General features: G+C 63.1%; 22 protein-coding genes and 2 tRNA genes. 16 read left to right on the top strand and 8 right to left on the bottom strand.

The features are described 5' to 3' along the window. Positions 1–2 precede the first annotated feature (2 nt). From RLO07_RS15495 to RLO07_RS15480, 4 genes are all read left to right on the top strand, one after another. On the top strand, positions 3–1214 hold the full coding sequence (locus RLO07_RS15495; protein WP_462293046.1) for a thiolase family protein: 1212 nt from the start codon (positions 3–5) through the stop codon (positions 1212–1214). Beyond that, entirely contained in the window at positions 1211–1621 is a 411-nt protein-coding gene (locus RLO07_RS15490; protein WP_462293045.1) for a Zn-ribbon domain-containing OB-fold protein, read from the top strand. Before RLO07_RS15495 ends, RLO07_RS15490 begins: the two co-directional genes overlap by 4 nt. 123 nt (positions 1622–1744) lie before the next feature. After that, the gene (locus RLO07_RS15485; RefSeq protein WP_462293044.1) at positions 1745–2512 is read left to right on the top strand and encodes a crotonase/enoyl-CoA hydratase family protein; all 768 of its coding nucleotides are present in this window, start codon (positions 1745–1747) and stop codon (positions 2510–2512) included. Positions 2513–2563: 51 nt separating this feature from the next. Next, positions 2564–3796: an acetyl-CoA C-acetyltransferase gene (locus tag RLO07_RS15480; protein ID WP_462293043.1), complete on the top strand. Its 1233-nt coding sequence runs from the start codon at positions 2564–2566 to the stop codon at positions 3794–3796. 83 nt (positions 3797–3879) lie between these two features. Here the strand turns inward: RLO07_RS15480 and RLO07_RS15475 are convergent. Beyond that, positions 3880–3956 (bottom strand) — tRNA-Asp (locus RLO07_RS15475). A 17-nt stretch (positions 3957–3973) separates the two neighbouring features. Then, positions 3974–4049 (bottom strand) — tRNA-Val (locus RLO07_RS15470). A 171-nt stretch (positions 4050–4220) separates the two neighbouring features. On the opposite strand from RLO07_RS15470, the gene queD reads away from it, so the two are divergent. Together queD and RLO07_RS15460 are read left to right on the top strand one after the other, a co-directional pair. Then, a complete protein-coding gene (queD, locus tag RLO07_RS15465) occupies positions 4221–4580 on the top strand; it encodes a 6-carboxytetrahydropterin synthase QueD (RefSeq protein WP_462293042.1) in 360 nt (119 codons plus the stop codon). Between the two features lie 431 nt (positions 4581–5011). Continuing rightward, positions 5012–5641 carry a LysE family translocator gene (locus RLO07_RS15460; RefSeq protein WP_462293041.1) on the top strand — a complete coding sequence of 210 codons (630 nt, stop codon included), beginning with the start codon at positions 5012–5014 and terminating at the stop codon, positions 5639–5641. Positions 5642–5656: 15 nt separating this feature from the next. Here the strand turns inward: RLO07_RS15460 and RLO07_RS15455 are convergent, their stop codons facing one another. Both RLO07_RS15455 and RLO07_RS15450 read right to left on the bottom strand, forming a co-directional pair. Next, positions 5657–5983, bottom strand: a complete 327-nt coding sequence (locus RLO07_RS15455; RefSeq protein ID WP_462293040.1) for a DUF3301 domain-containing protein — start codon at positions 5981–5983, stop codon at positions 5657–5659. 23 nt (positions 5984–6006) lie between these two features. After that, positions 6007–6777, bottom strand: coding sequence for an alpha/beta fold hydrolase (locus RLO07_RS15450; protein ID WP_462293039.1), 771 nt, complete (start codon positions 6775–6777; stop codon positions 6007–6009). Between the two features lie 63 nt (positions 6778–6840). Between RLO07_RS15450 and RLO07_RS15445 the strand changes: the two genes are divergently transcribed. Then, entirely contained in the window at positions 6841–7632 is a 792-nt protein-coding gene (locus tag RLO07_RS15445; protein ID WP_462293038.1) for a hypothetical protein, read from the top strand. A 108-nt stretch (positions 7633–7740) separates the two neighbouring features. Here RLO07_RS15445 and RLO07_RS15440 read toward each other — a convergent pair whose 3' ends face one another. Together RLO07_RS15440 and RLO07_RS15435 are read right to left on the bottom strand one after the other, a co-directional pair. Further along, on the bottom strand, positions 7741–8556 hold the full coding sequence (locus RLO07_RS15440) for a crotonase/enoyl-CoA hydratase family protein (RefSeq protein ID WP_462293037.1): 816 nt from the start codon (positions 8554–8556) through the stop codon (positions 7741–7743). 38 nt (positions 8557–8594) lie between these two features. Then, positions 8595–9152: a nitroreductase family protein gene (locus RLO07_RS15435; RefSeq protein ID WP_462293036.1), complete on the bottom strand. Its 558-nt coding sequence runs from the start codon at positions 9150–9152 to the stop codon at positions 8595–8597. Positions 9153–9467: 315 nt separating this feature from the next. Between RLO07_RS15435 and RLO07_RS15430 the strand changes: the two genes are divergently transcribed. Then, entirely contained in the window at positions 9468–11801 is a 2334-nt protein-coding gene (locus RLO07_RS15430; RefSeq protein ID WP_462293035.1) for a TonB-dependent receptor, read from the top strand. Between the two features lie 45 nt (positions 11802–11846). Here RLO07_RS15430 and RLO07_RS15425 read toward each other — a convergent pair whose 3' ends face one another. Next, a complete protein-coding gene (locus RLO07_RS15425; protein WP_462293034.1) occupies positions 11847–13712 on the bottom strand; it encodes a beta-ketoacyl synthase in 1866 nt (621 codons plus the stop codon). Between the two features lie 129 nt (positions 13713–13841). Here RLO07_RS15425 and RLO07_RS15420 point away from each other — a divergent pair, with 129 nt between their 5' ends. The 8 genes from RLO07_RS15420 to ribB all read left to right on the top strand — a co-directional run bounded on the left by RLO07_RS15420 (position 13842) and on the right by ribB (position 25568). Continuing rightward, positions 13842–14828 carry a GlxA family transcriptional regulator gene (locus tag RLO07_RS15420; RefSeq protein ID WP_462293033.1) on the top strand — a complete coding sequence of 329 codons (987 nt, stop codon included), beginning with the start codon at positions 13842–13844 and terminating at the stop codon, positions 14826–14828. Between the two features lie 120 nt (positions 14829–14948). Beyond that, positions 14949–16508 (top strand): tetratricopeptide repeat-containing sulfotransferase family protein, encoded by a 1560-nt coding sequence (locus RLO07_RS15415; protein ID WP_462293032.1) that lies wholly within the window; start codon positions 14949–14951, stop codon positions 16506–16508. A gap of 300 nt (positions 16509–16808) precedes the next feature. Then, positions 16809–19268, top strand: coding sequence for a TonB-dependent receptor (locus tag RLO07_RS15410; protein ID WP_462293031.1), 2460 nt, complete (start codon positions 16809–16811; stop codon positions 19266–19268). A gap of 14 nt (positions 19269–19282) precedes the next feature. Then, entirely contained in the window at positions 19283–21193 is a 1911-nt protein-coding gene (locus tag RLO07_RS15405) for an NAD(P)-binding protein (RefSeq protein WP_462293030.1), read from the top strand. Between the two features lie 5 nt (positions 21194–21198). Then, positions 21199–22569 (top strand): Na+/H+ antiporter NhaC family protein, encoded by a 1371-nt coding sequence (locus RLO07_RS15400; protein WP_462293029.1) that lies wholly within the window; start codon positions 21199–21201, stop codon positions 22567–22569. 25 nt (positions 22570–22594) lie between these two features. Next, on the top strand, positions 22595–23044 hold the full coding sequence (locus tag RLO07_RS15395) for a cupin domain-containing protein (RefSeq protein ID WP_462293028.1): 450 nt from the start codon (positions 22595–22597) through the stop codon (positions 23042–23044). Between the two features lie 185 nt (positions 23045–23229). Beyond that, positions 23230–24411: an acetyl-CoA C-acyltransferase gene (locus RLO07_RS15390; RefSeq protein ID WP_462293027.1), complete on the top strand. Its 1182-nt coding sequence runs from the start codon at positions 23230–23232 to the stop codon at positions 24409–24411. A 44-nt stretch (positions 24412–24455) separates the two neighbouring features. Further along, positions 24456–25568, top strand: a complete 1113-nt coding sequence (gene ribB / locus RLO07_RS15385; protein WP_462293026.1) for a 3,4-dihydroxy-2-butanone-4-phosphate synthase — start codon at positions 24456–24458, stop codon at positions 25566–25568. A gap of 15 nt (positions 25569–25583) precedes the next feature. On the opposite strand, the gene RLO07_RS15380 is transcribed toward ribB, so the two are convergent. Then, a complete protein-coding gene (locus tag RLO07_RS15380; RefSeq protein WP_462293025.1) occupies positions 25584–26342 on the bottom strand; it encodes an enoyl-CoA hydratase-related protein in 759 nt (252 codons plus the stop codon).

The following is a 26342-nucleotide window of genomic DNA, read 5'->3' as shown; positions in this document are numbered from 1 at the left end:
AAGTGCCAGCCTGGGGACAATCCCTGCCGCTGGAGGACACCCACGGGGAAGTCGCGATCACTGGCATAGGCGAGACCACTGTCAGCGGCCCCTCAGGTCGTCATGCGAAAGCCATGGCCCTGGAAGCTGTTGCAGCCGCAATTGCAGATGCCGGTCTGCGTCCGCAAGATATTGACGGACTGATGGTTTCTGCGGGGATTCAGGAACAATTGCAGCCCGAGGACTTCCACGCCCACTTCGCCACTTCGCAGCCGCTGTGGTTCTCCACCGCGGGCGGCGCCATGATCTGGGCCGCCACCTGTGCCCACACCGCAGCCATGGCCATGCGCGCCGGCAAGGCCCGGCACATTGTCAACGTGTTCGCGGTGGACTGGGCCAGCCGCCGTGCAGCCGGCACCGGCACCCCCGGCGACTGGCACGCGGGAGAAGACATGAAGGCCCGCTTCGAACTTCCCTTCGGCTGGTTCCCACAGCCGGTGTATTTTGCCACTTTCGCCCGCCGGTACATGCACGAATTCGGTCTCAGCGGCGAGCAGCTTGCCGCCCTCCCCCTGACCTTCCGCCGCCACGCCAACCGCCATCCGGATGCGGTGATGCACCGACGTGAACTGACGCTCGAAGGCTATCTGGCACGGCCACCGCTGGCAGACCCGTTGCGGGTAGAGGATTGCTGCCTTGTTTCCGATGGCGCCGCGGCCTGGGTCATGAGCCCTGCCGCGTATGCTGCGGACATGCGCCACCCACAAGTTCTGGTGGCAGGGGTTGGTCACGGCCAGGTACAGGGCGCACCCTATATCAGTCAACAGCCGGTGATCACCGCGACACCGCAGACTTTTGCCGCACCCTGGGCCTTCGCCATGGCCGATACCGACCCTGCCGAAGTGGACGTCATCGCGGTGTACGACTGTTTTTCCAGCACCGCCCTGATGCAGATCGAGGACATGGGCTTTTGCCGCAAAGGCGAAGGCGGCCACTTTATCCAGAATGAAAGGCTCTATTACCAACGACATCGGCGTCTGGGCGGCATCCCCTGCAATACCCATGGCGGGCTGCTTTCCCATAGCTATCTACTGGGGATTTCCCACGTCGTAGAGCTGGTGAAACAACTTCGTGGCACTGCCGTCAATCAGGTCGAAAGCGCTCGCACCGCCGCCTACGCGGGTTTCACCGCCGATGAGGGCTCCACCCTGATCCTCAAGCGAGGCGACGCGTGATACAGCCCGACCTGGCAGACCCGCTGACAGGGCAATTCTGGCAGAGCGCACGCGAGGGAAAACTGCAGGTAAGCTGGTGTGGTACCTGTGATCAAGCGGTATGGTACCCGCGAGCATGCTGCAACATCTGCGGTGGCACACTGTACTGGCAAACCCTGTCTGGACAAGGCACGTTGATCGCCTGGAGTGAGGTGACAGGCTCACTCAACCCGGATTTCAACGGTCCCTACCTGACTGGGCTGGTAAGTCCGCGGGAGGCCCCCTACATTCGTCTGGTAACTCAACTGGTCGATTGCAGGGCTCGGGATCTGTGCTGCGACATGGCCGTTGCAGTGCGTTTCCGCGAACTGCAGCCGCGGCGGGGAGCAGCCTTTGTGGCGCCCGTATTTACTCCAGACATCCGGTAGAGGCCAGAAATACGATTATTCATTCCACGCCAGCCACAGTATCATCGGGGGCGGAGTTGCGTCCCCGGCCGGCACCAATGCCGGTCCAACACAGACCATAAACCCGACAGATGGAGTAAACGCATGTCTGAACAACCCGTCCTGACCGAAATTGCCGATGGCATTCTCACCATTACCCTGAACCGCCCCGCCGCCAAAAATGCCGCCAACAAGGCGCTGGCGGAGGGCGTTGCAGCTGCCATCGACGAGCTCGAGAGCAACCCGGAGCTGCGCGTCGCCATTCTCACCGGCGCCGGTGGCACCTTCTGCTCGGGCATGGACCTGAAAGCATTCGTTACCGGCGAACTGCCCGTGGTGGAGGGGCGCGGCTTTGCCGGTATCTGTGAATACGCGGGCAAAAAACCGCTGATTGCCGCGGTGGAGGGTTACGCCCTGGCCGGGGGCTTCGAGGTCGCCATCAGCTGCGACCTGATTGTCGCCGCCGAGGACTCGAAATTCGGCATTCCGGAAGTCAAGCGCGGGCTGGCGGCCGGCGCCGGTGGCCTGGCCAAGCTGCCCAAGCAGATACCCTCCCGCATCGCCAAGGAACTGGCACTGACCGGCGACTTCATCAGCGCCCAACGCGCCTATGACCTGGGCCTGATCAACCAGGTAGTCCCTTCCGGCTCTGCCCTGCAAGCGGCAAAGGAACTGGCGCAGAAGATCGCGGCCAACGGCCCCCTGGCTGTCGCCGCCAGCAAACAGGTTGTCGATCAGGCCCAGGACTGGCACACAGATGAAATGTTTGCGAAACAGGGGGTAATCATCCAGCCGATATTCACCAGCGAGGACGCCATTGAGGGTGCTACCGCCTTTGCCGAGAAGCGTGCCCCGCAGTGGAAGGGCCGCTGAGTCACTAATGGCTCACAACTCATTTTGAATTCATGGAACCGGAGCAAGAACATGTCAGAAGCATGGATTATTGACGCCTGTCGCACCCCGCGCGGCATCGGCAAGAAAGGCAAGGGCGCTCTCGCCGACCAGCACCCGCAGCATCTCGCGGCAACAGTGCTGCGTGCGATCGCAGAGCGCAACCAGCTCAACACGGCGGAAGTCGACGACATCATTTTCGGCACCAGCACCCAGCGCGGCCAGCAAGGGGCCGACCTGGCCCGCATGGCGGCCCTGGACGCAGGCTACGACGTTCGCTCATCCGGCGTGACCCTGGACCGCTTCTGCGGCTCGGGTATCACCTCAGTGAGCATGGCCGCTGCGTCCATCATGGCCGGCATGGAGGACCTGGTGATTGGCGGTGGCTGCGAAATGATGTCCACCTTCGGCCAGGATGCAAGCCAGTCGCCCTTTATCGACAGCGACAACCTGCGCCTGCGTGAAAAGCACCCGCAGCCCCACCAGGGCGTTTGCGCCGATGCCATCGCCACTCTTGAAGGCATTGACCGCGAAGCGGTGGACAGCCTGGCGGTGGTCTCGCAGCAGCGCGCCGCCCACGCCATTGCCAACGGCCACTTCGCCCGCAGCCTGATCCCCGTGTACAAGCTCGATGGCAGCCTGGCACTGGATCACGAGGAATTCCCCCGGCCCAATACCACACTCGCAAGCCTGGCCGAACTCAAGCCCGCCTTCGAGGCCCTGGCGGACTATCCGCTCACCGAATCCGGCACCACGTTTCGGAAGCTGGTAAACCAGGTGTTCCCGGACCTGAAGATTAACCACGTGCACCACGCCGGCAACTCCTCCGGGGTCGTCGACGGCGCCGCAGCGCTACTGCTGGCCTCCCCCGACTACGCCCGGGCCCACGGCATGAAGCCTCGCGCGCGGATTCGCGCCATGTGCAATATGGGCGATTCACCCACGCTGATGCTGAACGCGCCGGTACCGGCGGCGAAGAAAGTATTGGCCAAGGCTGGCCTGCAGTTGTCGGACATCGACCTGTTCGAAATCAACGAGGCATTCTCGGTCGTGGCCGAGAAGTTCATCCGCGACCTCAACCTCGACCGCGACAAGGTCAATGTCAACGGTGGCGCCATGGCTCTGGGACACCCAATTGGCGCCACCGGCTCCATCCTGATCGGCACCCTGCTCGACGAGTTGGAGCGTCAGGACAAGCAGTTCGGCCTGGTGACCATGTGCGCCGCGGGCGGGATGGCGCCGGCGATCATCATCGAGCGCATCTGACAGGCAAAAAGTCCGGCAGACTGCTTGGGCATCCACTGCCCGGAAACGAAAAAAGCCACCTTCGCGGTGGCTTTTTTCGTGTTTGGCGGAGCGGACGGGACTCGAACCCGCGACCCCCGGCGTGACAGGCCGGTATTCTAACCAACTGAACTACCGCTCCAAAAGGGGCTCGGAAAATGGTGGGTGGTGACGGGATCGAACCGCCGACCCTCTGCTTGTAAGGCAGATGCTCTCCCAGCTGAGCTAACCACCCCCTGACCGAGAGGCGCATTATAGAGATAAAAAAAAGGCTGTCAAACCTTCGCCGACGATTTCACTGATATTTTTCCAACGCTGTAAAAACACGGGTTTGATAGTAGTATTCCCGTTCCCGACCACGGCGCAGGAACTGCGCCTCTGCCACCCTGCCACAGGTTCACCAGCCATGGACATTTTCAAGGAATTTCATTTCGAGGCTGCCCACCGCCTGCCCAATGTGCCAGCGGGACACAAGTGTGCCCGCCTGCACGGCCACTCGTTTCAGGTTCGGCTGGTGGTCTCCGGACCCGCTGCGGAACCCAGCGGCTGGGTCATGGACTTCGGTGACATCAAGGCGGCGTTCAAGCCGGTTCTGGACAGGCTGGACCACTACTATCTGAACGACATTCCGGGCCTGGAAAACCCTACCAGCGAAAACATTGCCCGCTGGATATGGCGTGAACTGTCCCCCGCGCTACCGGAGCTGGTAGAGGTAGAAATTCGCGAGACCTGCACATCGGGCTGCATCTATAGGGGCCAGGACTGAGGTGTCACAAAACCGTTACGTCCCGGTAACATCGCACAAATGGCTTGACGGCGAGAAAAACGCTATGCGCACAGGGGTCCCAATGAATGCCAGTTATGTTACCCGCACAGACCCCACTTGCTCTGTTCCCCAGCCAGCGGGGAAGTTACGTTAGGTAGCAAGATGGAAAAGGTTATGCACAAATACACTGCGAGTGCAATTCGAGGCGAGCTTAGCTCAACAAAGCCACAACGAACTTTAGGTGAAAGACTTAACTTGTTGTTTTATAAAGCTATTTATCTATTGTTTATTTTTTAACCAATCTGTAACACTGCCCCGCGCCACTGGCCTGGGGGCTCCATTGAACAAAATATGCACCGACTTATCCACAGAATCTGTGGAAAAATGATGAGGTCTTGACAGGTGTTACCGACAGAAAAGGAGCGCCACCCGTGACCCTGAGCGCCTGGCTGTCGCTGCTCGGTGTGTGCTTGCTCGGGGCGATGGCGCCGGGACCCAGCCTCGCCGTGGTTCTACGGTCAGCGCTTGCCGGAGGCCGTGCCAGCGGACTTGCCGCAGCCCTCGCCCACGGGCTGGCAGTGGGCTGTTACGCGCTGTTTACAGTCGGCGGCCTGTCCCTGCTGATAACACGCTCACCGCGCATCTTTTTCCTGCTGCAACTCGCCGGTGCCGGCTGGTTGATCTACCTCGGCGTCTCGGCATTGCTCGCGCGCGGTGCCAATGCCGCCACCACTACCACTGCCCATTCAGCGCCTCGAACCAGCCCCGGGCGGGGCGCGCTCAACGGCTTCTTCATCGCCTTCCTGAACCCCAAACTGGCGCTGTTCATGCTGGCCCTGTTCAGCCAGTTCCTCCCCGAGGAGCCCAACTGGCTGGTCTATACCCTGCTCGTAACCACCATCTCGGTCACCGATGCCCTGTGGTATTGCCTGGTGGTGATCCTGGTCAGCAAACCGGCCTGGATGGCGCTGCTCCAGCGCCAGGCGAGACGTGTCGACCTGCTGCTGGGTACTGTCCTGGTCACGCTCGGCGCTGTCGTTATCCTGAGACTGTTCTGGTAGGTGCTGCCGACGCGCTCAGTGCAGGGTAGCATTCGGTTCCCGCACCACCACCGCCTGCAAACGCTTGCCCAACATGATGACAAAGCCCTCATGTCGCTCCAACCCATCGTAGCTGTACTCGAAACGGTACTGGCGCCAGATGTGCCAGCTGCCACGCTCGTCCCGGCTCAGGGACACACGGGATATCTGGACAGTCTGGTCGAGGAGCTGGAAGTCATCGCGCTTGCCGGCGCGGGCAACCGCCGCTACCGCCAACTCCCGAACCCGGATAGACGCCAGAAACCAAACGCACAGGGCGCCGAACGCGAGCACAGCGAGTACTTCCCACAGCGTAAAATACATCTCAGGCCCCGTGTCGGCGCAAATCAGCCATCAAGAAAACGCATCACCAGCTTATTGAACAAGGCTGGCTGCTCCGCATGCAGCCAGTGGCCACAGCCGGGAATTTCTTCCAGCTCGGCCTGCGGGAAGCGCGCCTCTATCGCGGGCAGGTACTCGTCCAGTACGTAGTTGGACTCTCCGCCCCTGATAAACAGGGTGCGGCCATTGAATGGTGGCTGCAGGTCCACCTCGGCGCGTACCTCGGCATAGTGCTCGCGCAGAACCTTGTGGTTGAAGCGCCAGTGGTACTCGCCGGCGTCATTGCGCTGCAGGCTCAGCAGCAGGAACTGGATCACGCTGTCTTCCTGCAGGTGCTCCGCCATCAGTTTTGCGGCCTCGTTGCGGCTGTGACAGCCGGCGCCGTCAACCGCCGCCAGCGCGGCAAACACGGCGTCGTGGGAGGCGGGGTAGGCCACCGGAGCGATATCCGCAACCACCAGGGCATCGACCCTGTAGGGGGCATCGAGGGCCAGTTGCATGGCCACCTTGCCGCCCAGCGAGTGGCCGACAAAATGCGCCATTTCCAGATCGCGATGCTCCATCCAGCGCTGCACCGCATCCGCCAGATCCGGCAGTGCCATGCTCTCGGTCCAGGCAGAGCGGCCGTGGTTGGGGAGGTCGAGACTGTGTACCCGATAGTGGCTCTGCAGTGCGCGTGACAGTCCTCCCAGATTGCTGCCCATCCCGAACAGACCGTGCAAAAGCACCACGTCAGGGCCGTCTCCAGCCACCGAGTCGAATACTTCAGCTGCCATTGTCGCTGTCTCCCCCGCGAGATTTTGCTACCATGCGCGCACTATAAACGAACTGGAGCCACTATGCGTTACTTCCGCACTCTGGGCCGCACGGCAATTGCCCTTGCGGCACTGTTGGGTCTGGCTGCCTGCAGCGGCGCACCGACCTACAATCCCACCGTATTCCCATACGAACTGGACGAGGAGCGACTGGCGCAGCGCAGGATACAAACCGTCATCATTCCCCACGTCAATCTCGGGCAGCCATCCCGCGCCTACCTCGACAAGGAAGCCCCCCGCATCGATGGCATGGTCAACACCTACCTGAAGCAGCACGGCTACAAGGTACTGCCCCAGCGCGATTTCATTCAGCACTGGAACACCGCTGTACGTGCCTTTGGCAACCCGTTTGACCCGACTACTGGCCGGGTCGACATGGGCACTTTTGCCCAGGTCATGCAGAGCGTGCGTGACCGTCTGCAGGAAACCACCGAGCTCGACGCCTTTGTGTTCACCGACCTGATCGAATCACAGGTGCCATTCGGCGCCGGCATGCAACGTATCGCCCGCTGGCACGGGGTTAGTCGCAAGCCCTCCCTGCAGGGCCCCGGCACTGGCGTTTCCGCCGATTTTGACTGGAACCAGGGCGCCGCGGTGGCGTCGCTGCAGATCAGCATCTACGACATGGAACTGCAACGCGTGTTCGCCAGTGTTGGCGGCCTCGACGCCACGGACGCCATTGATGCGCGATCCTCCGCCGGGCGCTTCATACGCCGCCGCAACATCCTGGAGAACGAGAATTTCGTCAACGAGGGCATCGCCATCGCCTTTCACCCATTCATAGTTTCCGAAATCTGGCCCGGCAACCCCGACTGAAGCGGAGACCCCGGGTGGCGCCCATTGGGCGGGGGCCTGACGGGTCCTCTGGGCGGACTCTGGGCGCCCCCTGGGCAGGCCCCCAGGCGGCCCCCCTGGGCGGGCCCCCTAATCCTCGTAAGCGGCACTCTTTTTCTCGGCCTGGGCCTGGATGCCCGCCATCAGATCCGTCTGGCTCATCATGCCGGCGTTCCAGGTAGCGATATAGTTGAGGCCGTCGCGAACGCTGTGGTCTCGGGTATAGAGCAGCATTTCCTTGGTGCCGCGCACGGCCAGGGGTGACTTGCCGGCAATAGCGCGGGCGATGGCGGTAACCTCGCGCAGCATGGTCTCGCGATCCTCGTAGACACAGTTCACGAAGCCGATCTTCCGGGCCTCTTCCGCGTCCATGCTGCGGCCTGTGTAGGCCAGCTCTCGCACCACGCCCTCCGCGACCAGTTTCGGCATGCGTTGCAGGGTGCCGACATCCGCAGTCATGCCGATATCGATTTCGCGAATCGCGAACCAGGCGTCCCCGGTGGCGTAGCGCATGTCGCAGCAACAGACCAGGTCCACGCCACCGCCGATACAGGTATTGTGGATCGCGGCCAGCACCGGCTTGCGGCACTTCTCTATGGCGCTGAGGTTGTCCTGCATCCGCAATACGTTGCGCCGCAGCTCCTCGCCCTGGCGCGCCGGATCCCTGGACTGCCCCTTGAGACCATTGAACATGGCAAGGTCCAGACCGGCGCAAAAATGTTTGCCATTGCCGCTCAGTACCACCGCCCGCACACCGGGTTCGGCGTCCAGCCACTCGAAGCAGGCCTGCAGCTCGGGCCACATGGCGGCGTTCATGGAATTGGCCTTGTCCGGGCGGTTGAGGGCGACGGTGGCGACCTGCTGCTCAACGCTCAGGTCCAGGGTCGCGAATTCAGGTATCGACATGGTGGCAGTCACTCCAGGGATGCAATAGGGGTCGCCGCTTACCAGCGGCTGAGAAAATCGGCGGGCTTCAACGCCGGCAGGTTCTTGGGATTTCCGTCCCGGGTACCCAGATAGAGAAAGGCTATCACCTCCTCGTTGCTTTCCAGGCCCAGTGCGGATGCCACGTAGGGATCAAGGGCCGCGTTGCCGGTGCGCCAGATCCCGGCATAACCGAGTGTTTCCGCCGCCAGCAGAATGGCGTGGGCGGCACAGCCGGCGGACAACCGCTGTTCGTCACTGGGGACCTTGGGATGCTCCTGCAGACGGGCGACGACCACCAGCACCAGCGGCGCCCGCAGCGGTGCCGCGCGGGCCTTTTCCCGGGCCGAGGAGTCGGCAGCCGGATCCCGCCGCAACAGGCAGCGCTCCAGAACCTCACCAAAGTCCTCGCGCCGTTCGCCTTCTATGGCAATAAAGCGCCAGGGTCGCAGCCAGGCGTGATCGGGAGCCCGCAGGGCGGCCTGCAGGAGTTCGTCGAGCTGCTCCCGCGACGGCGCAGGCGCCGTCAGTCGCGGCGCCGAATTGCGGGTTTGCAGGCATTGCAATACATCGGGCATGGGGTTCGCGCACAAGCCGCTGGCTACAAGGGAGGGCCATCATACCAGTGGCCACGGAAAACCGCGAAGCCCACTGCCGCAGCCGCGCTGGCGGTAATTTTTACGTGGCCTCGGGCTGGCATCCGGGCCCACGCATGTTTAAAGTGTCAACTTGGCGCGACCGCAAGAAAAACTGCGGTAATAATCAGGCTTGTTCGCCCTTGCCAAAAACACCACAATTTGTCGGCAAGCCAACAACCGCGCAGCGCACGCACAGGGGACTGGCGCACCACCGCAATACCAGCAGTGATTTTATAATTAAAAGGAGCACACAACATGCAGCACACCACTCAACCGCAATACCTCAGAAAAAGCCCACTGGCTGCCGGGGTTGCCGCCCTGCTGGGTACAGTCATGGCAACCACATTTACCGCCGGAGCCCAGGCCCAGGAAACCCGTCGCGGCACTTCCGCCCTGCTGGAAGAGGTCGTGGTCACTGCCCGGAAGCGCGAGGAAGGGTCCCAGGACGTACCGATGGCCATTTCCGCACTCGGTGCCGATCAGCTCGAATCCCTGAAGATTCGCGACCTGACCAACCTCTCCGTGCGCTTGCCCAACGTGGCCCTGGACGATGTCGGCACCGCCCGCGGCACCGCCAACTTTTCGATTCGCGGTCTCGGCGTCAACAGCTCCATCCCGGGCATTGACCCGACGGTCGGCATAATCGTCGACGGCGTCTATATCGGCCTCAACCTCGGCGTCCTGTTTGACACATTCGATCTTGAGAGCGTAGAAGTATTGCGCGGCCCTCAGGGGACCCTGTTTGGGCGCAATGTGACCGGGGGCGCGGTGCTACTGAACAGCAAGAAGCCCGGCGATGAGTTCGAGTTCTCTGCGCGCGCCGCCATGGACCAGGGTCCGGACGGCGGCCCCAGCCGCTACGTTATGGCCAGCGTTGGCGGTCCGGTAAACGACTGGCTGGCTGCCCGCGTCACCGCCTACCACAACGACGATGACGGCTTTATCGAAAACCAGTTTGACGGCGAGGACATCGGCGCTATCCGCCAGACGATGGTCCGGCCGGTGGCGGTGCTCACCCCGACTGACGCCCTGGAAGTGACCCTCCGCTACGAGTACAGCGAAGTGAGCGGCGACGGCCCTATCGGCCAGAGCCACACCAACGGCTCCGGTGTCCCCGGCTTCCCCTTCAACGGCGACCGCGAGGAGTTCGAGGTATCCATCGACGAGCCCGGCTCCCAGGACAACGAGACCAATGCGTTTACCGCCGAGGTCAACTACGATGTCGCCTTTGGTGACGGCACCGTCACCAATATCTTTGGCTGGCGCGATTACTCTGCGCAGGGCCTCGGAGACATCGACTCCCAGCCCCAATGGGTTTTCCACGCGCCCTCATGGCTGGAGTACGAGCAGGTCAGCAACGAGCTGCGCTACAACGGCCTGTTCAACGAACGCTACAACGTCACCACCGGCGTGTTCTATTTCGACAGCGAGATCAACTATCACGAGCGGCGGGACATGGTGGGTGTTATCGCCAGCGCCTTCGGGGCGGAGGGGATCCCGTTTGCCCGCTTCGACGGCGGCGGCAATCTGCTGACCGAGACCTGGGGCGTCTTTGCCTCGGTGGATATCGACCTCAATGAAAAGTGGATCCTGAGCCTGGGCGCCCGCTATTCCGAGGAGGACAAGGAAACCGAGATTGCGTCGCTGAGCCGGAATATTTCCAGCAACTTCCCGACGGCCGTACCCCTGCCCACTATCCCGCTGGCACAGTCTTGTAATGTGGTACTGCGAGGTGACTGCAACTATGACTTTGTGAGCAAGGACAATTGGGACAGCTTTTCACCCAAGATTGGTCTGACCTACAACATGTCTGATGACGCGTTCATCTACGGTTCCTACAGTCAGGGTACCCGCTCCGGTGGCTACAATATGCGCAACACCTCTTTTAACCCTGCGGACAACCCCGGACCGTTCGACCAGGAGACCGTGGACAGTCTGGAGATCGGCTACAAGTCCTCCTTCGGCGGCCGCGGCATCCTCAACGCCGCGGTGTTCTACAACCAGATTGATGACATGCAGCGGGAGATCAATCTGCCCGGCCCGATCGGCGTGATCCAGCTGGTACGCAACACCGCCGAGGCCACCATCATGGGCCTGGAAGTGGATGCGACCTGGGGTCTGACCGACAGCCTGGTGGCCATCGCCTCGGTCGGCATCCTCGATGCCAGCTATGACAAGGTGCTGGTGGACTTGAACGGCGACGGCGTCATCGACGGTGCCGACAAGGACCTGGACCTGCCGCGGGCCGCAGACCTGACCTGGACTGTGGGCCTGAACCACGACCTGGAGCTGGGCAGCTGGGGGTACCTCGGCTCGCGAATCAGCTATTCCTACCGGGATGAGTCGGCCTACACCGACAACAACCTGGGTTTCATCAACGAGCAGAAGCGGGTCGATGCCGGCCTGGATTTCTACAGCAACGACGGCCACTGGGTGTTCTCCATCTACGGCCGCAACCTGCTGGACGAAGTGCTGCACGGCAACGACACCCAGCTCCCGAATGACATATTCGGCATACCGCTGGGTGGCACCTTCGCGCCCATGTCCAAAGGGCGCCGGGTCGGCGTGGAGGTCACCTACAACCTGTAGGTCACCACTAAGGCTCTTCGCAAGGCAGCCTCCGGGCTGCCTTTTTTATGGCTGCCCTGCTTGCATATCGGCGTAGGGATTGGCCAGGTCGAGATCGATACGGTAGCTGCCCACCTGCATGTCGCGTTCGCTGATGCTGACATCGGCGTCCCCCAGCACCCCGAAATCAAAGCGGTAGGTGGGCGCGACCGTGCCGGCGATCATCGCGGTATCGTATTCCTGCTGGCGCGCGCGGACACCTTCATTCGCCCGCTCCCAGGCCTGCCACTGAGTGCCGCCGTGACGCGACTGCAACATGCGCGCGGTCACCGCTGGACTCAGCAATGCGGCCGAGGCGTTGTTGCCGCCAAAGCCCTTGGAGTTGATGATGGCGTAGGACTGGCGGGCGGGGTCGATTTCCCGGTGATGCAGGCTAAACGCCAGGTGGTCGCGGCAGACATCCTCCGCCAGCGCATCAATGGTGTTGATGCCGGGGATAATGCCGTCGGCCCAGATCCCCAGGGTCGCGGTGACCTGGTCGCCGGAGGCGGAACCCAGAGAGTGCCCCAGATAGGATTTCAACGCCGCCACCGGCCAGGCGTCAATACCGAACGCCCTGGCCGTGGTCGACAGGATCTGTGACTCCGTCACCCGGTTCTGCGGGGTGCCGGTACCGTGGGCCTGGACCAGCCCGCCCTCCCGCACAGCGCGCTCGCCGAGCATGGCGCGCACCGCAGCCGCGGCCTTGGCCATGGTGATGTAGTTGCCGACACCGGGGCCGGAAATGGACTTCTTGTAGCCGTCGGCATTGACGAATACATCGGTGGCGGCGCCGTAGACGGTGGCGCCCAGTTCCAGAGCCAGGGCATCGTCAAAGAGCACCACCATCTGCGCGGATTCGGCAATGGTAAAGCCACAGTTTTCCGCGAACGGCCGACAGGCGCGGCGATGATCCGGTTCCGCGTCAGCCGGCAGGCCGTCGAGTTCACGCAGTCCCTTGTCCGAGGCCAGCGCACCCATGGCACCATAGCCTTCCATCACTTCCGGGTTCACCGGCGCTTCCGATGAACCAATGAAGGCAACCCGGGCCCTGCCGCTGCGGATATCTTCAATACCGAGACGCAGGTTGTACAGGAACGAGGCGCAGGCGCCGAGCGTTGCGCCGGTGGCGCCAAAGCTGCCCAGCACGTAGGCATTGACGAAATCGGCCGGCATTTCCGCCAGGGACAGGGGACAGAACTTGGACGTCACCCGCTGGCCGTTGTAGCGGGCCTTGAGCATGCCGCCGGCACCGGCGTCGTCCAGCTGGCCCATGGCGCTGCCGGCGTAGACGCTGATCTGGTCCGCGGCGACCGACTGCTGGATGTTCTCCCAGGGAATCCCGAGACTGCCCAGGGCGTCGGAAGCTGCATAGATCATCATTTGCAGGCCGCGCGGGTGATTGCGCGACTGGTACAACTTGCCGGGGTCAAAGCCGGTAGGGAGCTGCCCTGCCGCCTTGATCTCGAACTCGCGCAGGCTCGGCAGCAACATGTCGAGGGCACCGTCGATACGCACGGAGACCTGGGTCTGGCTCAGCGGGGTGACAGTCCAGCTGGGCGGAATGACGGCGGGCAACTGCTGTTTGCGCAGGGTAAGCTGCAGGGGGCCACCTTCGCCCTGGGCGACCAGGCGCTGATTCCAGCTGACGGCGTCGGGATCGAAGTGATTGGCTTCGACGCGCCGGATCAGGGTGTGATCGAGGATCCACGCCGTGCTGGCCGCAGGATCCTCCAGCCCCATGAGGCGGGCCAGTGCCGCCAGCGTTCGCTGCCGCGTTGCCGCGGGCAGTGCATCCTGAACCAGGCGCCGGTAGGCGTGATGACCGGAGGCCCGACCCGCCCCATTGATGCCACCAAAACCCACTATCACCGGTAACCGCGGCTGACCCATCCATCCCTCCCTGCAGGCAACAAAGCCAGTACCAATAAACCAGCCAGTGTACTGAGACAGGCAGCGCATGAATATGCTATTTTTGCCACTTGTCATGCCGTTTTCGCCAAACTGGACAGATACCCCGCGATGTTTACCGTTGCCGCCCTGGTCTATCCGGACGCTCTTGCCAGCAGTCTGACCCTGCCCATGGAGATCCTCGGTGCCTCCAGCCAGACTGCGTTGGGCGCCAACCGTAACGCACGCCCGCTGTCATTCCTGCTCGCCGCCGAGACAGTGGGCACGATGACCCTGGCCAGCGGCCTGACCCTGCACACCACAGAGTCCCGCGATAGCTTGCCGCCCCTGGACCTGCTGATCCTCCCAGCCATCTGGCGGACCCCCCTGCCCACCTTGCGGGCCTGCCGCGACTGGTTGCCGGAACTGCGCCGAATCGCGGCGACAGGAACCCGTATCTGCAGTGTCGGCACCGCCAGTTGCATCCTCGCCGAGGCGGGCCTGCTCACCGGGCGCCCCGCCACCACTCACTGGAACTGGTTTGAACGTTTTGCCAAGCGCTATCCGGACGTCAACCTGAAAACCCGGCACCTGATCACCCAGAGTGATAACATCTACTGCGTGGGCAGCGTCAATTCCATCGCCGACCTTTGTGTCCACATGGCCGAGGACTGGTACGGCAGCCGCATCGCCAGAGCCGTGGAGCACCAGTTCTCGCCGGAGATCCGCCGGCCGTTCCGGGCCGCGGCCTGGCAGGACCCGCCCCGCAGCAGCCACCATGACGAAACCGTGCTCCAGGCCCAGCAGTGGTTGCAGGACAGGCTGCATCAACCCGTGACCCTGCAGATGCTGGCGCCGGCGCTGGGCGTCAGTGGCCGCACTCTGCACCGCCGTTTCCAGCAGGCTACCGGGATGACACCGCAGCAATATCTGAACACGTTGCGCAACAACAGCGCCCGCGACCTGCTGCGCCGCAGCAACCTGAGTATCAGTGAAATCGCCTGGCAATTGGGATTGCAGGATGCGAGCCACTTTTCGCGCCTGTTCCGGCGCCTGAACGGCGTGTCTCCCGGCCAGTATCGCGCGGCGGTCCGGGGCAAGCTGTTTGATCCGGGCTGAATCCTGCACGACTCACCCGGTGCCGGGTGCCATGCGCCTGGTGCTCTGGTACTCTTCGCCACATTCCAACAGCAGAAGCAGCGCCCCATGCCCCCACCACCCGGCAGTCCCGAACCCTGGATGCAACAAACCCTTCAGGAGGGTTACAAGAGGCTCGCACAGGGCGACCGGCAGGGCGCCACAGACTGCTGCCGCAGGGTACTGACTGCGCGACCGGACCTGCCCGAAGGCCACTTTCTGGTAGGGCTGGTCGCCGCGGACAGCAACGACCTCGGCACCGCGGTACAGGCCTTCGGCTCGGTCACCAAGCTCGCGCCCGAGCACGGTGCGGCATGGGCCCAGCTGGCGCGCCTGTTCATGCGCCTGGGCCACGTCAATCGCGCCGATGAAGCCCTGGCCCGCGCGGTGCAATACCAGGATGGGAACCCGGTGGTGCAGGACACCATAGCCACGGTCCATACCCTGCTGGGGGATACGGCAGCGGCGGCGACCTGGCTGCAACGCGCGGTCGCGCAACAGCCACGCAATGTCGCCTTCAGGATCAACCAGGCCAACAACCAGATGTTCACCGGCGACTTTGACGCCGCCCGCAAGAGTCTCCAGTGCGCGCTGGCCGAACAGCCGGAGAATGCCAATGCCCACTGGTTGTTGAGCGGACTCGGCCGCGCCAGCGACGACCGCCATGTGCAACAGCTGCAGGTCCTGTTGCAGCGCGCACAGGGGAACCCTCGTGACCAGGCCTACCTGGGCTATGCCCTGGGCAAGGAGCTGGAGGATCTGGAGCAGTGGCCACAGGCCTTTGCTGCCTATGCCACCGGTGCCGCCGCCAGACGCCAGTCCATCAGCTACAACGAGAGCGCCGAAGTCGCCATGTTCAGGGCCCTGGAGCAGACCTTCGACCGGGCCTGGCTGGAGCGCCAGGCACCGGGTTGCGAGGATCCGGCGCCCGTGTTCATCATCGGCCAGCCGCGCACGGGCACCACCCTGGTGGAGCGCATCATTACCAGCCATTCCATGGTGCATTCCGCCGGCGAACTGCGCCAGTTCGACAGCTCGCTGCGGCGCCTGCTGAACTACCGGGGGCGCGAGCGCCACTCGGCGGAACTCGTTACCGCGGCGGCAGGCATGGACCTGCACCGGCTGGGCGAAGCCTACATGAGCACCAGTCGCAAATTCCAGGGCACACTGCCGCGCTTCGTGGACAAGCTGCCGACCAATTACCGCTACCTGCCGCTGATTCTGGCAGCGCTGCCGCAGGCAAAAATCATCCACTTGCGCCGCGACCCCATGGACGCCTGCTTTGCCAGTTTCAAGCAACTGTTCGCCGAGGCCTATCCGCACTCCTACCAGCAGGAAGAGATGGCACGCCATCACGCGCGCTATCTGCACCTGATGAATTGCTGGCGGGAGCGCTTTGGTGATCGCTTTCATGAAGTGCACTACGAGGACGTCGCGGCGAATGTGGAGCCCAACGCACGGGCCCTGATCGCGTTCCTCGGCCTGCCCTGGGAGTCTGCCTGTCTGGACTTTCACCGGCAGGAATCGGCGGTAACCACCGCCAGCGTGGTGCAGGTCAGGGAAGCGGCGCATACCCGCTCAGTCGGACGCTGGCGGCGCTACGCAACACAGCTCGAACCCATGCGCCGAACGCTTGCGGAGGAAGGCGTCAGCACAGAATGAATCGTCTTTGCGCGAGTGCCTCTCACTGCGCCTACCCCTAAAGTGGTAGCAGAAAGCGGGCTGCGGCGATTGCAATGCCAGTCCGAATCTCGTAACTTCAATCGCGTCTGTTCGGAGTTGACCGGCGCAGGACAACTGTCTCCTGACAGTAACCTGCGAATAGAGTTTTCCCGAACGAACCATCCACAATAACGAAGACTGTGGTTCAGGTGACACCGTGACGCCCGCAATAACGTCATCTGCCGTTCGGCCCCAGGGGTCGGCGTTCGCAGTGCCACATGACTTCAAAAGGGGTACGTCATGACCAAAGCGCCAAGCAGCAAGCTCAGCACCAGCTCGTCCTTTTCCCACCACCCGCGCCTTTCGCGCTCCGCCCTCGCCGCGGCGGTATCCGCCGCGCTACTGGCGGGTCCCATGGCCAGTCCCGCCCGCGCCCAGCTCGAGGAAGTCATTGTTACCGCGACCAAACGCGCGGAGTCGGTGATGGATGTGCCGCTGGCAGTGCAGGCGCTGTCGGGAGAGTTTCTGCGCGAGGTCAATCTCGATGACATCAAGGACCTGGTGTCTTTCACTCCGGGCGTAACCGGCAATTCCAAGGACAGCTTTCTCGACACCATCCGGGTGCGCGGTATTGTCACCAACGATTTCGGCAACGGTGGCGACCCATCTCTCGGCGTCTACAAGAACGGCTTCTACCAGGGTCGCAACGGCTCCGCTGTTACCAGCCTGTTTGACCTCGACCGCGCCGAGATCCTGCGCGGGCCACAGGGCTTCCTGTTTGGCCGCAACTCAATATCCGGCGCCTTCAGCGTCTTCACCACCAAGCCCGTTCGCGGCGACAGCGATGCCTACGTGGATGTACGTGTAGGCGAGCGCGGCGTCTTCACCGGCGAGGCGGGCGGCAATATCGATATCGGTGATTCCTTCGCGATGCGTATCGCGGGCTACCACTCGGAGGAAGATGGCTACGTCACCAATATCGCCACCGGCAACAAGTTTATCAAGCACAACAAGGATGCCCTGCGCCTGACTGGTGTTTACGACGCGGGCGGCGCCCTTGAGGCCACGCTATTCCTGGAGTACGAGGACCGCAAGCAGTCCGGCACAATCTACCGGGCCACGGGCAACGCGGGCTCCTTCGCCCTGCTGGAGGATATCTACGGCGAGATCGAAGTGCCGTCCGACCCCCGCCGGATCAATATTGATGAACCCGACAATGGAGTGTTCGAGAACGGCGAGATCTTCAGTATCGGTCTGGAAGCAAACTACGACATGGGTTGGGCGCGGATCACTTCGCTCACCAACTACAAGGATCACGATTACCGCTATACAGAGGATTTCGACGGCACCCCGCTGACCATCTTCAACTATGAACAGATCCAGTCCGGCGATTATTTCGAGCAGGAGATCCGGCTGACCTCGCAGAACGAGGGCATGTTCAACTGGTATACGGGGGTCTCCTACTACCGCGAGGAAATCGACACCCTGTTCCTGGGCCAGCAGGACGAGGACCTCTACTGCAATGTCTACTGGGGCGACACCTGCGAGGGTGTATTCGACTACTACAACAACGCCTATGACGGCGCCTACGCCTATGTACTCTACGACTATTTCGGCACCTACGACTGGGAGGCCAGCCCCACCGGGCGCATGGACGACTGGAACCGCACCAAAGGTGTGTTCCAGGGCTGGGCCGCCTATCTCGATCTCAGCTTTCGTTTCAGTGAAAAGCTCGACGCCAGTGTCGGCGTGCGTTTCAACGACGACGAGAAGCGCATGTCCCAGGAGGTGCTGACAGCGCTGAACCCCAGCCCGGTACTGGGCAACCGGGTCCAGACCGGTTTCACGACGCCTGACGGGCCGGTAGAGGATACCCGCAGCTGGACCAAGCCAACCTGGCGCGCGGTGCTCAATTACCGGCCGACTGACGACATGCTGTTCTACGGCACTGTGACCACCGGCCACAAACAGGGCGGCTTCAACAGCTTCAAGGTCATACCCGACGGCCTCTGGGGAACCATAGAAGCACGTCCGGGCACCCACGTCCCCGGTTCCTTCGACGAGGAGAGCGTGATCTCCTACGAGATCGGCTACAAGGGCACCCACCTCGACGGCCGCAGCCAGGTGCAGCTCAACGCCTTTATCTATGAGTATGAGGATCTGCAGGCCACCTGCGGCATTCCCGGCCAGCCGGGGGTGATAATCTGCAACGTTGGCACTGTGGACGCCCACGGCATGGAGGCAACCTGGAACTTTGCCCTTAACGAAAACTGGCGCCTGGGCGCTGGCGGCTCCTGGTTCGACAGCGAGGCGACCGGCATCCAGGCCTTCTGCTCCGAGGGCGAGCGCATCTTCGGCGACGCCAACGCCTGCGAGGGCGAACCGATGCCCGGCACCCCGGAGTACACCTTCTACGCCATGCTGGATGGTCAATTCCCGGTCGGCAATGGCGCCTGGTTTGGCAACCTTGCCTTCAGCTGGGAAGACGAGGCCCGCGCCAGCTATCTGCCGCTGACCCCGGAAAGCACCAACTTCCCGGAGGGTAACCGCCTGCGCAGCGACTGGAGCGAGCTGCAGGGTCTGGTGGGCTACCGTTCCGACGTTGGCTGGTCGCTGGCGCTGTATGTGGAAAATATACTCGACGAAGAGTACTTCGACTCCAGCGGCAGTGGCGGCAACCCCAACAATCCCTATGTGCAAACGGACATCAGCCCGAGCCGTCCCCGCACCGCGGGAATGCGCTTCAGCTACTCGTTCTAGGCGAGGTTTGCGCGATGGCCGAACGCCTCAGTATCACCCGCCGGGACTTTCTCGGCGGCCTGGCTCTCGGTGTCGGCGCCACGGCGCTGTCACCACTGGAACTGCTGGCCCAGATCCCGGGCGGCAGCGCCGCGGGCAGCTACTACCCGCCCCTGCTGAGTGGCCTGCGCGGCAGTCATCCCGGTTCCTTTGAGGTCGCCCACGCGGTCTCCTGGCAAGGTGTACGCTATCCGAGGCCAAGTGACCAGACCGACGCCACCTACGACCTGGTGGTGGTGGGCGGCGGGATCTCCGGCCTCGCGGCGGCCTGGTTCTACCGGCAGCAGGCGGGACCCGACGCGCGCATCCTGATTCTGGACAACCACGATGACTTCGGTGGCCATGCCAAGCGCAACGAGTTCGAGGTTGATGGTCAGCGCCTGATCGGCTACGGCGGCAGTCAGTCCATCGACACGCCCTCCAGCTACTCGCCGGTGGCAGCCCAACTGTTGCGGGACACAGGCATCCAAACCGAGCGCTTCTACGACTATTTCGACCAGCAGTATTTTGCCAGGCAGGAACTCGGCACCGGCCTCTATTTCAGTGCCAGTCGCTACGGCACGGCGGTGACACGGCCCCATTTCAATCCTCCGCGGTGGCAGAGCGGCAAATCAATCGACGCCGGGGAACTGGCCGCCACCATCGGCAGCTATCCGCTACCGGAGCAGGCTCGAACGGCATTGATGGCGCTACTCACCGAACCGCGAGACTACCTTCCGGGTCTCAGCCGGGACGAGAAAATCGCCTTCCTGCGCAGCACCAGCTACCGGGATTTTCTGCTGCAAACGGTGGGTGCCCCGGAAGCGGTCTACCTGCTGTTGCGGGACACCATGCGCGGACTGTGGGGAGTCGGTTACGACGCCCTGTCAGCACTCGAAGGCTACCGCTACGGTGCCCCGGGTACCGAGCATCTGGGAATCGGTGCCCTGTCGGAGGACAAGCCCGATCATCAGTCCGAGCCGTACATCTTCCACTTTCCAGACGGCAACGCCGGTGTCGCCCGGGCGCTGGTCCGCCAGCTGATTCCCGCTGCACTCCCCGGTACCGGCATGGAAAAGCTGGTACTGCCGAAAGTGGATTATGCCGCGTTGGACAGCGCCAACAACGCAACCCGCCTGCGCCTCAACAGTTCCGCCGTGGAAGCTCGCCACAGCAGCGATGGCAAGTTTGTGGACATCAGCTATGTCCGTGGCGGCGAGGTTTACCGGGTGCGTGGCAAGCATGCGGTCATGGCTTGCTATAACAACATCCTGCCTCATATTTGCCCCGAGCTGCCCGCTGAGCAGACGCAGGCCATTGCCTATGCCAGCAAGGTGCCGCTGGTCTACATCAGCGTGGCGGTGCGCAACTGGCGCGCCTTTGCCGAGCTCGGCTTCAGCAATATCAGCGTACCGCAGCCGGAACTGATGCACAGCTTCGGTCTTGATTTCCCGGTCACCATGGGCGGCTACCAGGCCGTGCGCGACCCCAACCAACCTACCATCCTCCACGGCAGCTTTGTGCCCACGATGCCCGACCAGGGACTCAGCTCCCGGGAGCAGCACACCCGCGGCCGTCGGGCCCTGTACGAAATGAGCTTCCAGCAGTTCGAAGAATCCATTGTCAGCCAGCTGCAGGGCGCCCTGGAACCCGGGGGCTTTGACAGCGCGCGGGATATCGCTGGTATCACCGTCAACCGCTGGCCCCACGGCTATGCCTACGAGTACAACGAACTGTTCGATCCGGTAGAGTTTGGTCCGGGCAATGGCCCACACCTGCTGGGAGCGCGCCAGCTCGGGCGCATTTCGATCGCCAATTCGGACGCCTCGGCTTTCGCCTATGTCGACGGCGCTGTGGATGCCGCCTGGCGGGCGGTAAGAGAACAAACCAGCTCAGCAGCGGGGTAATCTGCATGGAAGCTCCTGTGCTGGGCGCAGTCGCGGTCGTCCCGACACTGCTGGTGTTTGTGCTCGCCATCTGGAGCCACAGGCCCATAGAATCACTGATCAGCGGCTCCCTGCTGGGCCTGGTAATCCTTCACGGCGCAGGTTTTGTCAGCGGCCTGGCTGAAACCTCACTGCGGGTAATGACCGACGCGGATGTGGCCTGGGTTATCCTGGTCTGCGGTTTCATGGGCAGCCTGATCGGGCTACTGATGCGCACCGGGGCCACCAGGGCCTTCACCGCACGCCTCACCCGGCTGGTCCACAGTCAGAAGTCCGCCCTCTTCACCACCTGGGGCCTGGGTATCTTCATGTTCGTGGACGACTACCTCAACTCCCTGGCGGTAGGCGCGGCCATGCGCGACATCTCCGACAAGTTCCGTATTTCCCGGGAAAAGCTGGCCTACGTTGTCGACTCCACCGCGGCGCCCATCAGCGTCATCATCCCCTATTCGACCTGGGGCGCATTTTTCGGCGGCCTGCTGGTGGCGAATGGGGTGGCACCCGAAGGCCAGGGCCTGACGGTCTACATCCAGTCCATCCCCTACATGTTCTACGCCTGGATCGCGGTATTCCTCGTACCCGTGGTCATTGCCGGCCTCCTGCCCGCGCTGGGACCGATGCGGGCCGCGGAGAGGCGCGCCTTTGAAACCGGCATCACGGTGCCCCCGGAGGCTGCCAAGATCGAGGAGGCCAACAACGCCATTGTACCCAAGGAGGGCGCGAACCCGAGCCTGGCGTTGTTCGTTGTGCCGATGCTGACCCTGGTATTCGCCACCATGTACTTCGACAACGATTTCCTGATCGGCATCTACCTGACGCTCGGCGCAACCATTGCCGCCATTCTTGGGCTGCGCATACTGGACCTGCACGACACCTTCGACACCGTCATCGACGGCTTCAAGACCATGCTTGAACCACTCGCGGTGCTGGTGGCGGCATTCATCCTCAAGGATGTGAACGACGCCCTGGGCCTGCCTGCCCTGGTGGTGACCTCGGTACAGCCGCTGCTCACCCCGGAGCTGCTGCCGGCAATCATCTTTGTCAGCATGGGGCTGGTCTCATTCATGACCGGCTCCAACTGGGGCGTATTCGTGATCATCCTGCCCATTGTCACCGCCCTCGCCCACAACCTGGGCGCGGACATGACCCTGGTGATCGGCGCCACGCTGTCGGCCAGCACCTTTGGCAGCCACGCCTGCTTCTATTCGGACGCCACTGTACTCACCTCCCAGGCCACCGGCTGTACACCATTGCAGCACGCCCTGACCCAACTCCCCTATGCGCTGATCGCCGCCGCCATCACGGTGGTCGGCTACCTGGCCATAGGTTACCTGTAAGCCACTCGCAAACTGGAGAATGACCATGAAAACACTGACCACCCTCACCTGCATCGCCGTGCTCGCGTCCTTCACCGGTGCCCAGACCGTGGCCGAGGACACTGCCCTGCCCGCCAAGATGACCGCCAAGGACATGAGCGGCGCCATGTTTGAGCGCGAGGACACCACCCGTACCGAGCGCAACGGCCACACCGTGCTGGATGTGACCTCGCTGCTCAGCAGTGACGGCAAGTTCGGCTCCGGGCTGTATCGCGCCGGGCCCTCGCGCTTTGAAATCAGCGAGCCATACGGCGTGGATGAATTCATGTACTTCCTGGAGGGCGGCGTCACCCTGACTTCCGCCGACGGCAGCGTAATGGAAATTGAAGCCGGTGAAGCCGTCACCCTGCCGAAAGAGTGGACCGGGGTCTGGGAGACCGATGGCTACACCAAGATCTGGGTGATTTACTCCGAGGACGGCTCCGGACTGGAGTAAGCTTCCCGCCTGCCGCGGTGGCTGTGCAGGAGGCGTCCGGTGCCAGCCGCACTTAGCCAGCCGCCTTGCCGGCCGCCGGCTTGAGTCACAAGGCTGTCTGTGGCCTAATGTGCCCCCGTTTCAGGGGGGCAGGCGGCCGCACAGGCTGCGCCCGACCGCACTAACCAGCAGCCGGAAAATACACTATGAGCAATGATCCTGTCGTTATCATCAACGGTGCCCGCACCCCCATGGGGGGCCTCCAGGGCAGTCTCGCCACCCTTACTGCAGCGCAACTCGGCAGCACCGCCATCGCTGCCGCACTGGCGCGCAGCGGCGTTGCCGCTGACGATGTCGATGAAATCTTCATGGGCTGCGTGCTCCCCGCGGGCCTCAAGCAGGGCCCTGCCCGGCAGGCCGCACGCGGCGCCGGCATCCCCGACGCCGCCGGCGCGGTCACCCTGAACAAGCTCTGCGGCAGCGGCATGCAGGCGACCATTTTCGGCTTTGACAGCATTGTCGCCGGCACCAACCAGGTCGTTGTCACCGGCGGCATGGAAAGCATGAGCAACGCCCCGCACCTGCTGCCGGGCGCCCGCGGCGGAGTGCGCACGGGCCACGCCAAAATGCTGGACCACATGTTTGTGGACGGCCTGGAGGACGCCGACAGCGGTCGCGCCATGGGCAGCTTCGCCCAGGAAACCGCCGATGCCCGCGGCCTGACCCGGGAGCAGATGGACGCCTTCGCCGTGGAGTCCCTGACCCGCGCCAAACGCGCCATCGAAGACGGTTCACTGCAAGCGGAAACCGCACCGGTGACGATCACTACCCGCGCCGGTGAATCCGTGGTAAGCGACGACGAGCAGCCACACAAGGCCGCGATCGACAAAATCCCCAACCTGCGTCCGGCTTTCGCCGCCGATGGCACGATAACCGCCGCCAACAGCAGTTCGATCTCCGACGGCGCCAGTGCCCTGGTGTTGATGAGCGGCAGCCAGGCGGAAGAGCGCGGCCTCAAGCCCATGGCCCGCATTGTCGCCCACGCCCGCCACAGCCAGCACCCGTCGGAATTCACCATCGCCCCCATTGGCGCGGTCACCAAGCTGTTTGCCAAGACCGGCTGGACCGCGGCCGATGTGGACCTGTTCGAGATCAATGAAGCCTTTGCCATGGTGACCATGCTGGCGATGCAGGATCTCGGGCTGGATCACGACAAGGTCAATATCCACGGCGGTGCCTGCGCCCAGGGCCACCCCATCGGCTCTACCGGATCACGGATCATCGTCAGCCTGATGTATGCCCTGCAGAAGCTGGGCAAGAAGCGCGGCGTTGCCGCCCTGTGCATCGGTGGCGGCGAGGCCACCGCAGTTGCGATTGAACTGATCTGAGACTGAAACGGCGGGCCCTGCGCCCGCCAGTTCCGAGGCGCCCCATGGCACTGAGCAGTATTCCCGACATCCTCGACGATATTCGCGCCGGGAAGATGGTCATCCTGATGGATGACGAAGACCGCGAGAACGAGGGCGACCTGATTGTCGCTGCGGAAGCAGTAACTCCCGAGATCATCACCTTTTTTTCCAGCGAAGCCTGCGGCCTGATCTGCATGCCGCTCACGGAAGAGCGGGCGCGGCAGCTGCAACTGCCATTGATGGTGCGCGACAATCGTTCCCAACACGAAACCAACTTCACCGTGTCCATCGATGCAGCGGAGCGCAAGGGGCCGGGGATCAGCTCGGTGCAGCGCGCGCACACTGTGCGCAAGGCCGTGGCAGCGGATGCCAGGCCGGTGGACATCATCCAGCCGGGGCACATTTTCCCGCTGGTTGCCAAGCCCGGTGGGGTCCTGCGCCGGGCCGGCCACACCGAAGCCGGCGTCGATCTGGCACGCATGGCCGGCTTCGAACCCGCGGCCCTGATCGTGGAGATCATGAACGAAGACGGCACCATGGCGCGGCGGCCACAACTGGAAGTATTTGCCGAACGCCACGGCCTGCGCATGGGCACCATCGCCGACCTGATCGAGTACCGCTCGCTGCACGAACAGTCCATCGACCTCAGTGACAGCAAAACCGTCAACACTGAATTCGGCGAATTCCAGCTGCATACCTTCAGCGACCTGATCGACGACACCCTGCACTTCGCCCTGACCCGGGGCACCCTGGGGGAGAACACCGCCACCCTGGTGCGTGTGCAGACCGTCAGCATGTTGCGCGACGTCATCGGCACGGTGATCGAGGACCAGGCGCCCGGCTGGTCCTGTCGTCGCGCCCTGGAGCGCATCGCCCGTGAAGGCAGTGGCGCGCTGGTCCTGATCGGGCAGCCGGTCACCGCCGCCCAGGCGCTTGCGGATGTACTCCAGTTCCCGGCCCCACCGACCGTCACCGGCAGCAGCACCGGCGGTATCGGCAACTATAGGGTGATCGGCACCGGAGCGCAGATTCTGAAGCGCCTCGGCATCGGCCAGATGCGCCTGATGTCGGCGCCGGTGCGCTTCAATGCCCTCTCCGGTTTCAGCCTGGAAGTGACCGAGTTCGTCCAGCCTTGAGCACTCGCCACTGACTCAGACGAAGCGCGGCGGCCGCTTCTCGAAAAACGCCGTTAGCGCCTCGATGTTATCCGCAGACCCTGCCTGGCGCACCATGGCGGCCTGCTCGGCCACGAAGGCAGCATCAATGCTGTGTTGGTGATGCATGCGCAGACAGCGCTTGATTTCGCGCAGGGAACTGACCGGCCATTGAGCGACAGCTTCGGCGCGGGCGAAAGCGTGATCCAGCAATTCCGTATCCGGCAGGACCTCGGCCACGATTCCCAGCTCGTGGGCGCGGGCGGCGTCGACCCAGTCGGCGGTGTAGAACAGTTCCGCGGCCCGCTGGGCGCCGATATTGGCCTGCAGCATGTAGCTGCTGGCCCACTCGGGCACCAGGCCCAGGGCGGCGAACGGCAGCCGCAGACGCAGGCTCTGCCCCGCATAGACCATGTCCGCGTGGAACAGCACGGTGGCCCCACCGCCAACGGCGACGCCTCTGGCGGCAATGACCAGCGGCTTGTCAAACTCCGCCACCGCCCGCGCGGCGCTCTCGAACGGGTGGGGCTCATCGCCAGCAGTACCGCCAAAACTCGCCAGATCGACGCCGGCACTGAAGCTGTCGCCGGCGCCGGTCAACAGCACGCAGGCAACCTGCGGGTCCTCGGCGGCGTCCCTGAAGGCTTCACGGATGGCCACCCACAGGGCATCGTTGATGGCATTTTTCTTGGCCGGGCGGTTCAGGGTCAGTACCCGTACCCGGCCGCGCTGCTCCTGTAAAAGTACGGATTCCAT

The organism is Haliea sp. (assembly GCF_040221975.1).
Taxonomy (GTDB): domain Bacteria; phylum Pseudomonadota; class Gammaproteobacteria; order Pseudomonadales; family Halieaceae; genus Haliea.
The sequence above is the reverse complement of the archived record's forward strand: the minus strand, read 5'-3'. Positions and strand labels throughout refer to the sequence as shown.

What these genes read in the sequence shown, in the direction of transcription:
- RLO07_RS15405 (WP_462293030.1), top strand. Translation starts at nt 19,283, where the DNA reads ATGGCCGAACGCCTCAGTATCACCCGCCGGGACTTTCTCGGCGGCCTG.
- RLO07_RS15440 (WP_462293037.1), bottom strand. Translation starts at nt 8,556, where the DNA reads ATGTCGATACCTGAATTCGCGACCCTGGACCTGAGCGTTGAGCAGCAG.
- RLO07_RS15395 (WP_462293028.1), top strand. Translation starts at nt 22,595, where the DNA reads ATGAAAACACTGACCACCCTCACCTGCATCGCCGTGCTCGCGTCCTTC.
- RLO07_RS15420 (WP_462293033.1), top strand. Translation starts at nt 13,842, where the DNA reads ATGTTTACCGTTGCCGCCCTGGTCTATCCGGACGCTCTTGCCAGCAGT.
- RLO07_RS15435 (WP_462293036.1), bottom strand. Translation starts at nt 9,152, where the DNA reads ATGCCCGATGTATTGCAATGCCTGCAAACCCGCAATTCGGCGCCGCGA.
- RLO07_RS15400 (WP_462293029.1), top strand. Translation starts at nt 21,199, where the DNA reads ATGGAAGCTCCTGTGCTGGGCGCAGTCGCGGTCGTCCCGACACTGCTG.
- RLO07_RS15410 (WP_462293031.1), top strand. Translation starts at nt 16,809, where the DNA reads ATGACCAAAGCGCCAAGCAGCAAGCTCAGCACCAGCTCGTCCTTTTCC.
- RLO07_RS15455 (WP_462293040.1), bottom strand. Translation starts at nt 5,983, where the DNA reads ATGTATTTTACGCTGTGGGAAGTACTCGCTGTGCTCGCGTTCGGCGCC.
- RLO07_RS15450 (WP_462293039.1), bottom strand. Translation starts at nt 6,777, where the DNA reads ATGGCAGCTGAAGTATTCGACTCGGTGGCTGGAGACGGCCCTGACGTG.
- RLO07_RS15425 (WP_462293034.1), bottom strand. Translation starts at nt 13,712, where the DNA reads ATGGGTCAGCCGCGGTTACCGGTGATAGTGGGTTTTGGTGGCATCAAT.
- RLO07_RS15430 (WP_462293035.1), top strand. Translation starts at nt 9,468, where the DNA reads ATGCAGCACACCACTCAACCGCAATACCTCAGAAAAAGCCCACTGGCT.
- RLO07_RS15485 (WP_462293044.1), top strand. Translation starts at nt 1,745, where the DNA reads ATGTCTGAACAACCCGTCCTGACCGAAATTGCCGATGGCATTCTCACC.
- RLO07_RS15390 (WP_462293027.1), top strand. Translation starts at nt 23,230, where the DNA reads ATGAGCAATGATCCTGTCGTTATCATCAACGGTGCCCGCACCCCCATG.
- ribB (WP_462293026.1), top strand. Translation starts at nt 24,456, where the DNA reads ATGGCACTGAGCAGTATTCCCGACATCCTCGACGATATTCGCGCCGGG.
- RLO07_RS15415 (WP_462293032.1), top strand. Translation starts at nt 14,949, where the DNA reads ATGCAACAAACCCTTCAGGAGGGTTACAAGAGGCTCGCACAGGGCGAC.
- RLO07_RS15380 (WP_462293025.1), bottom strand. Translation starts at nt 26,342, where the DNA reads ATGGAATCCGTACTTTTACAGGAGCAGCGCGGCCGGGTACGGGTACTG.
- RLO07_RS15445 (WP_462293038.1), top strand. Translation starts at nt 6,841, where the DNA reads ATGCGTTACTTCCGCACTCTGGGCCGCACGGCAATTGCCCTTGCGGCA.
- queD (WP_462293042.1), top strand. Translation starts at nt 4,221, where the DNA reads ATGGACATTTTCAAGGAATTTCATTTCGAGGCTGCCCACCGCCTGCCC.
- RLO07_RS15480 (WP_462293043.1), top strand. Translation starts at nt 2,564, where the DNA reads ATGTCAGAAGCATGGATTATTGACGCCTGTCGCACCCCGCGCGGCATC.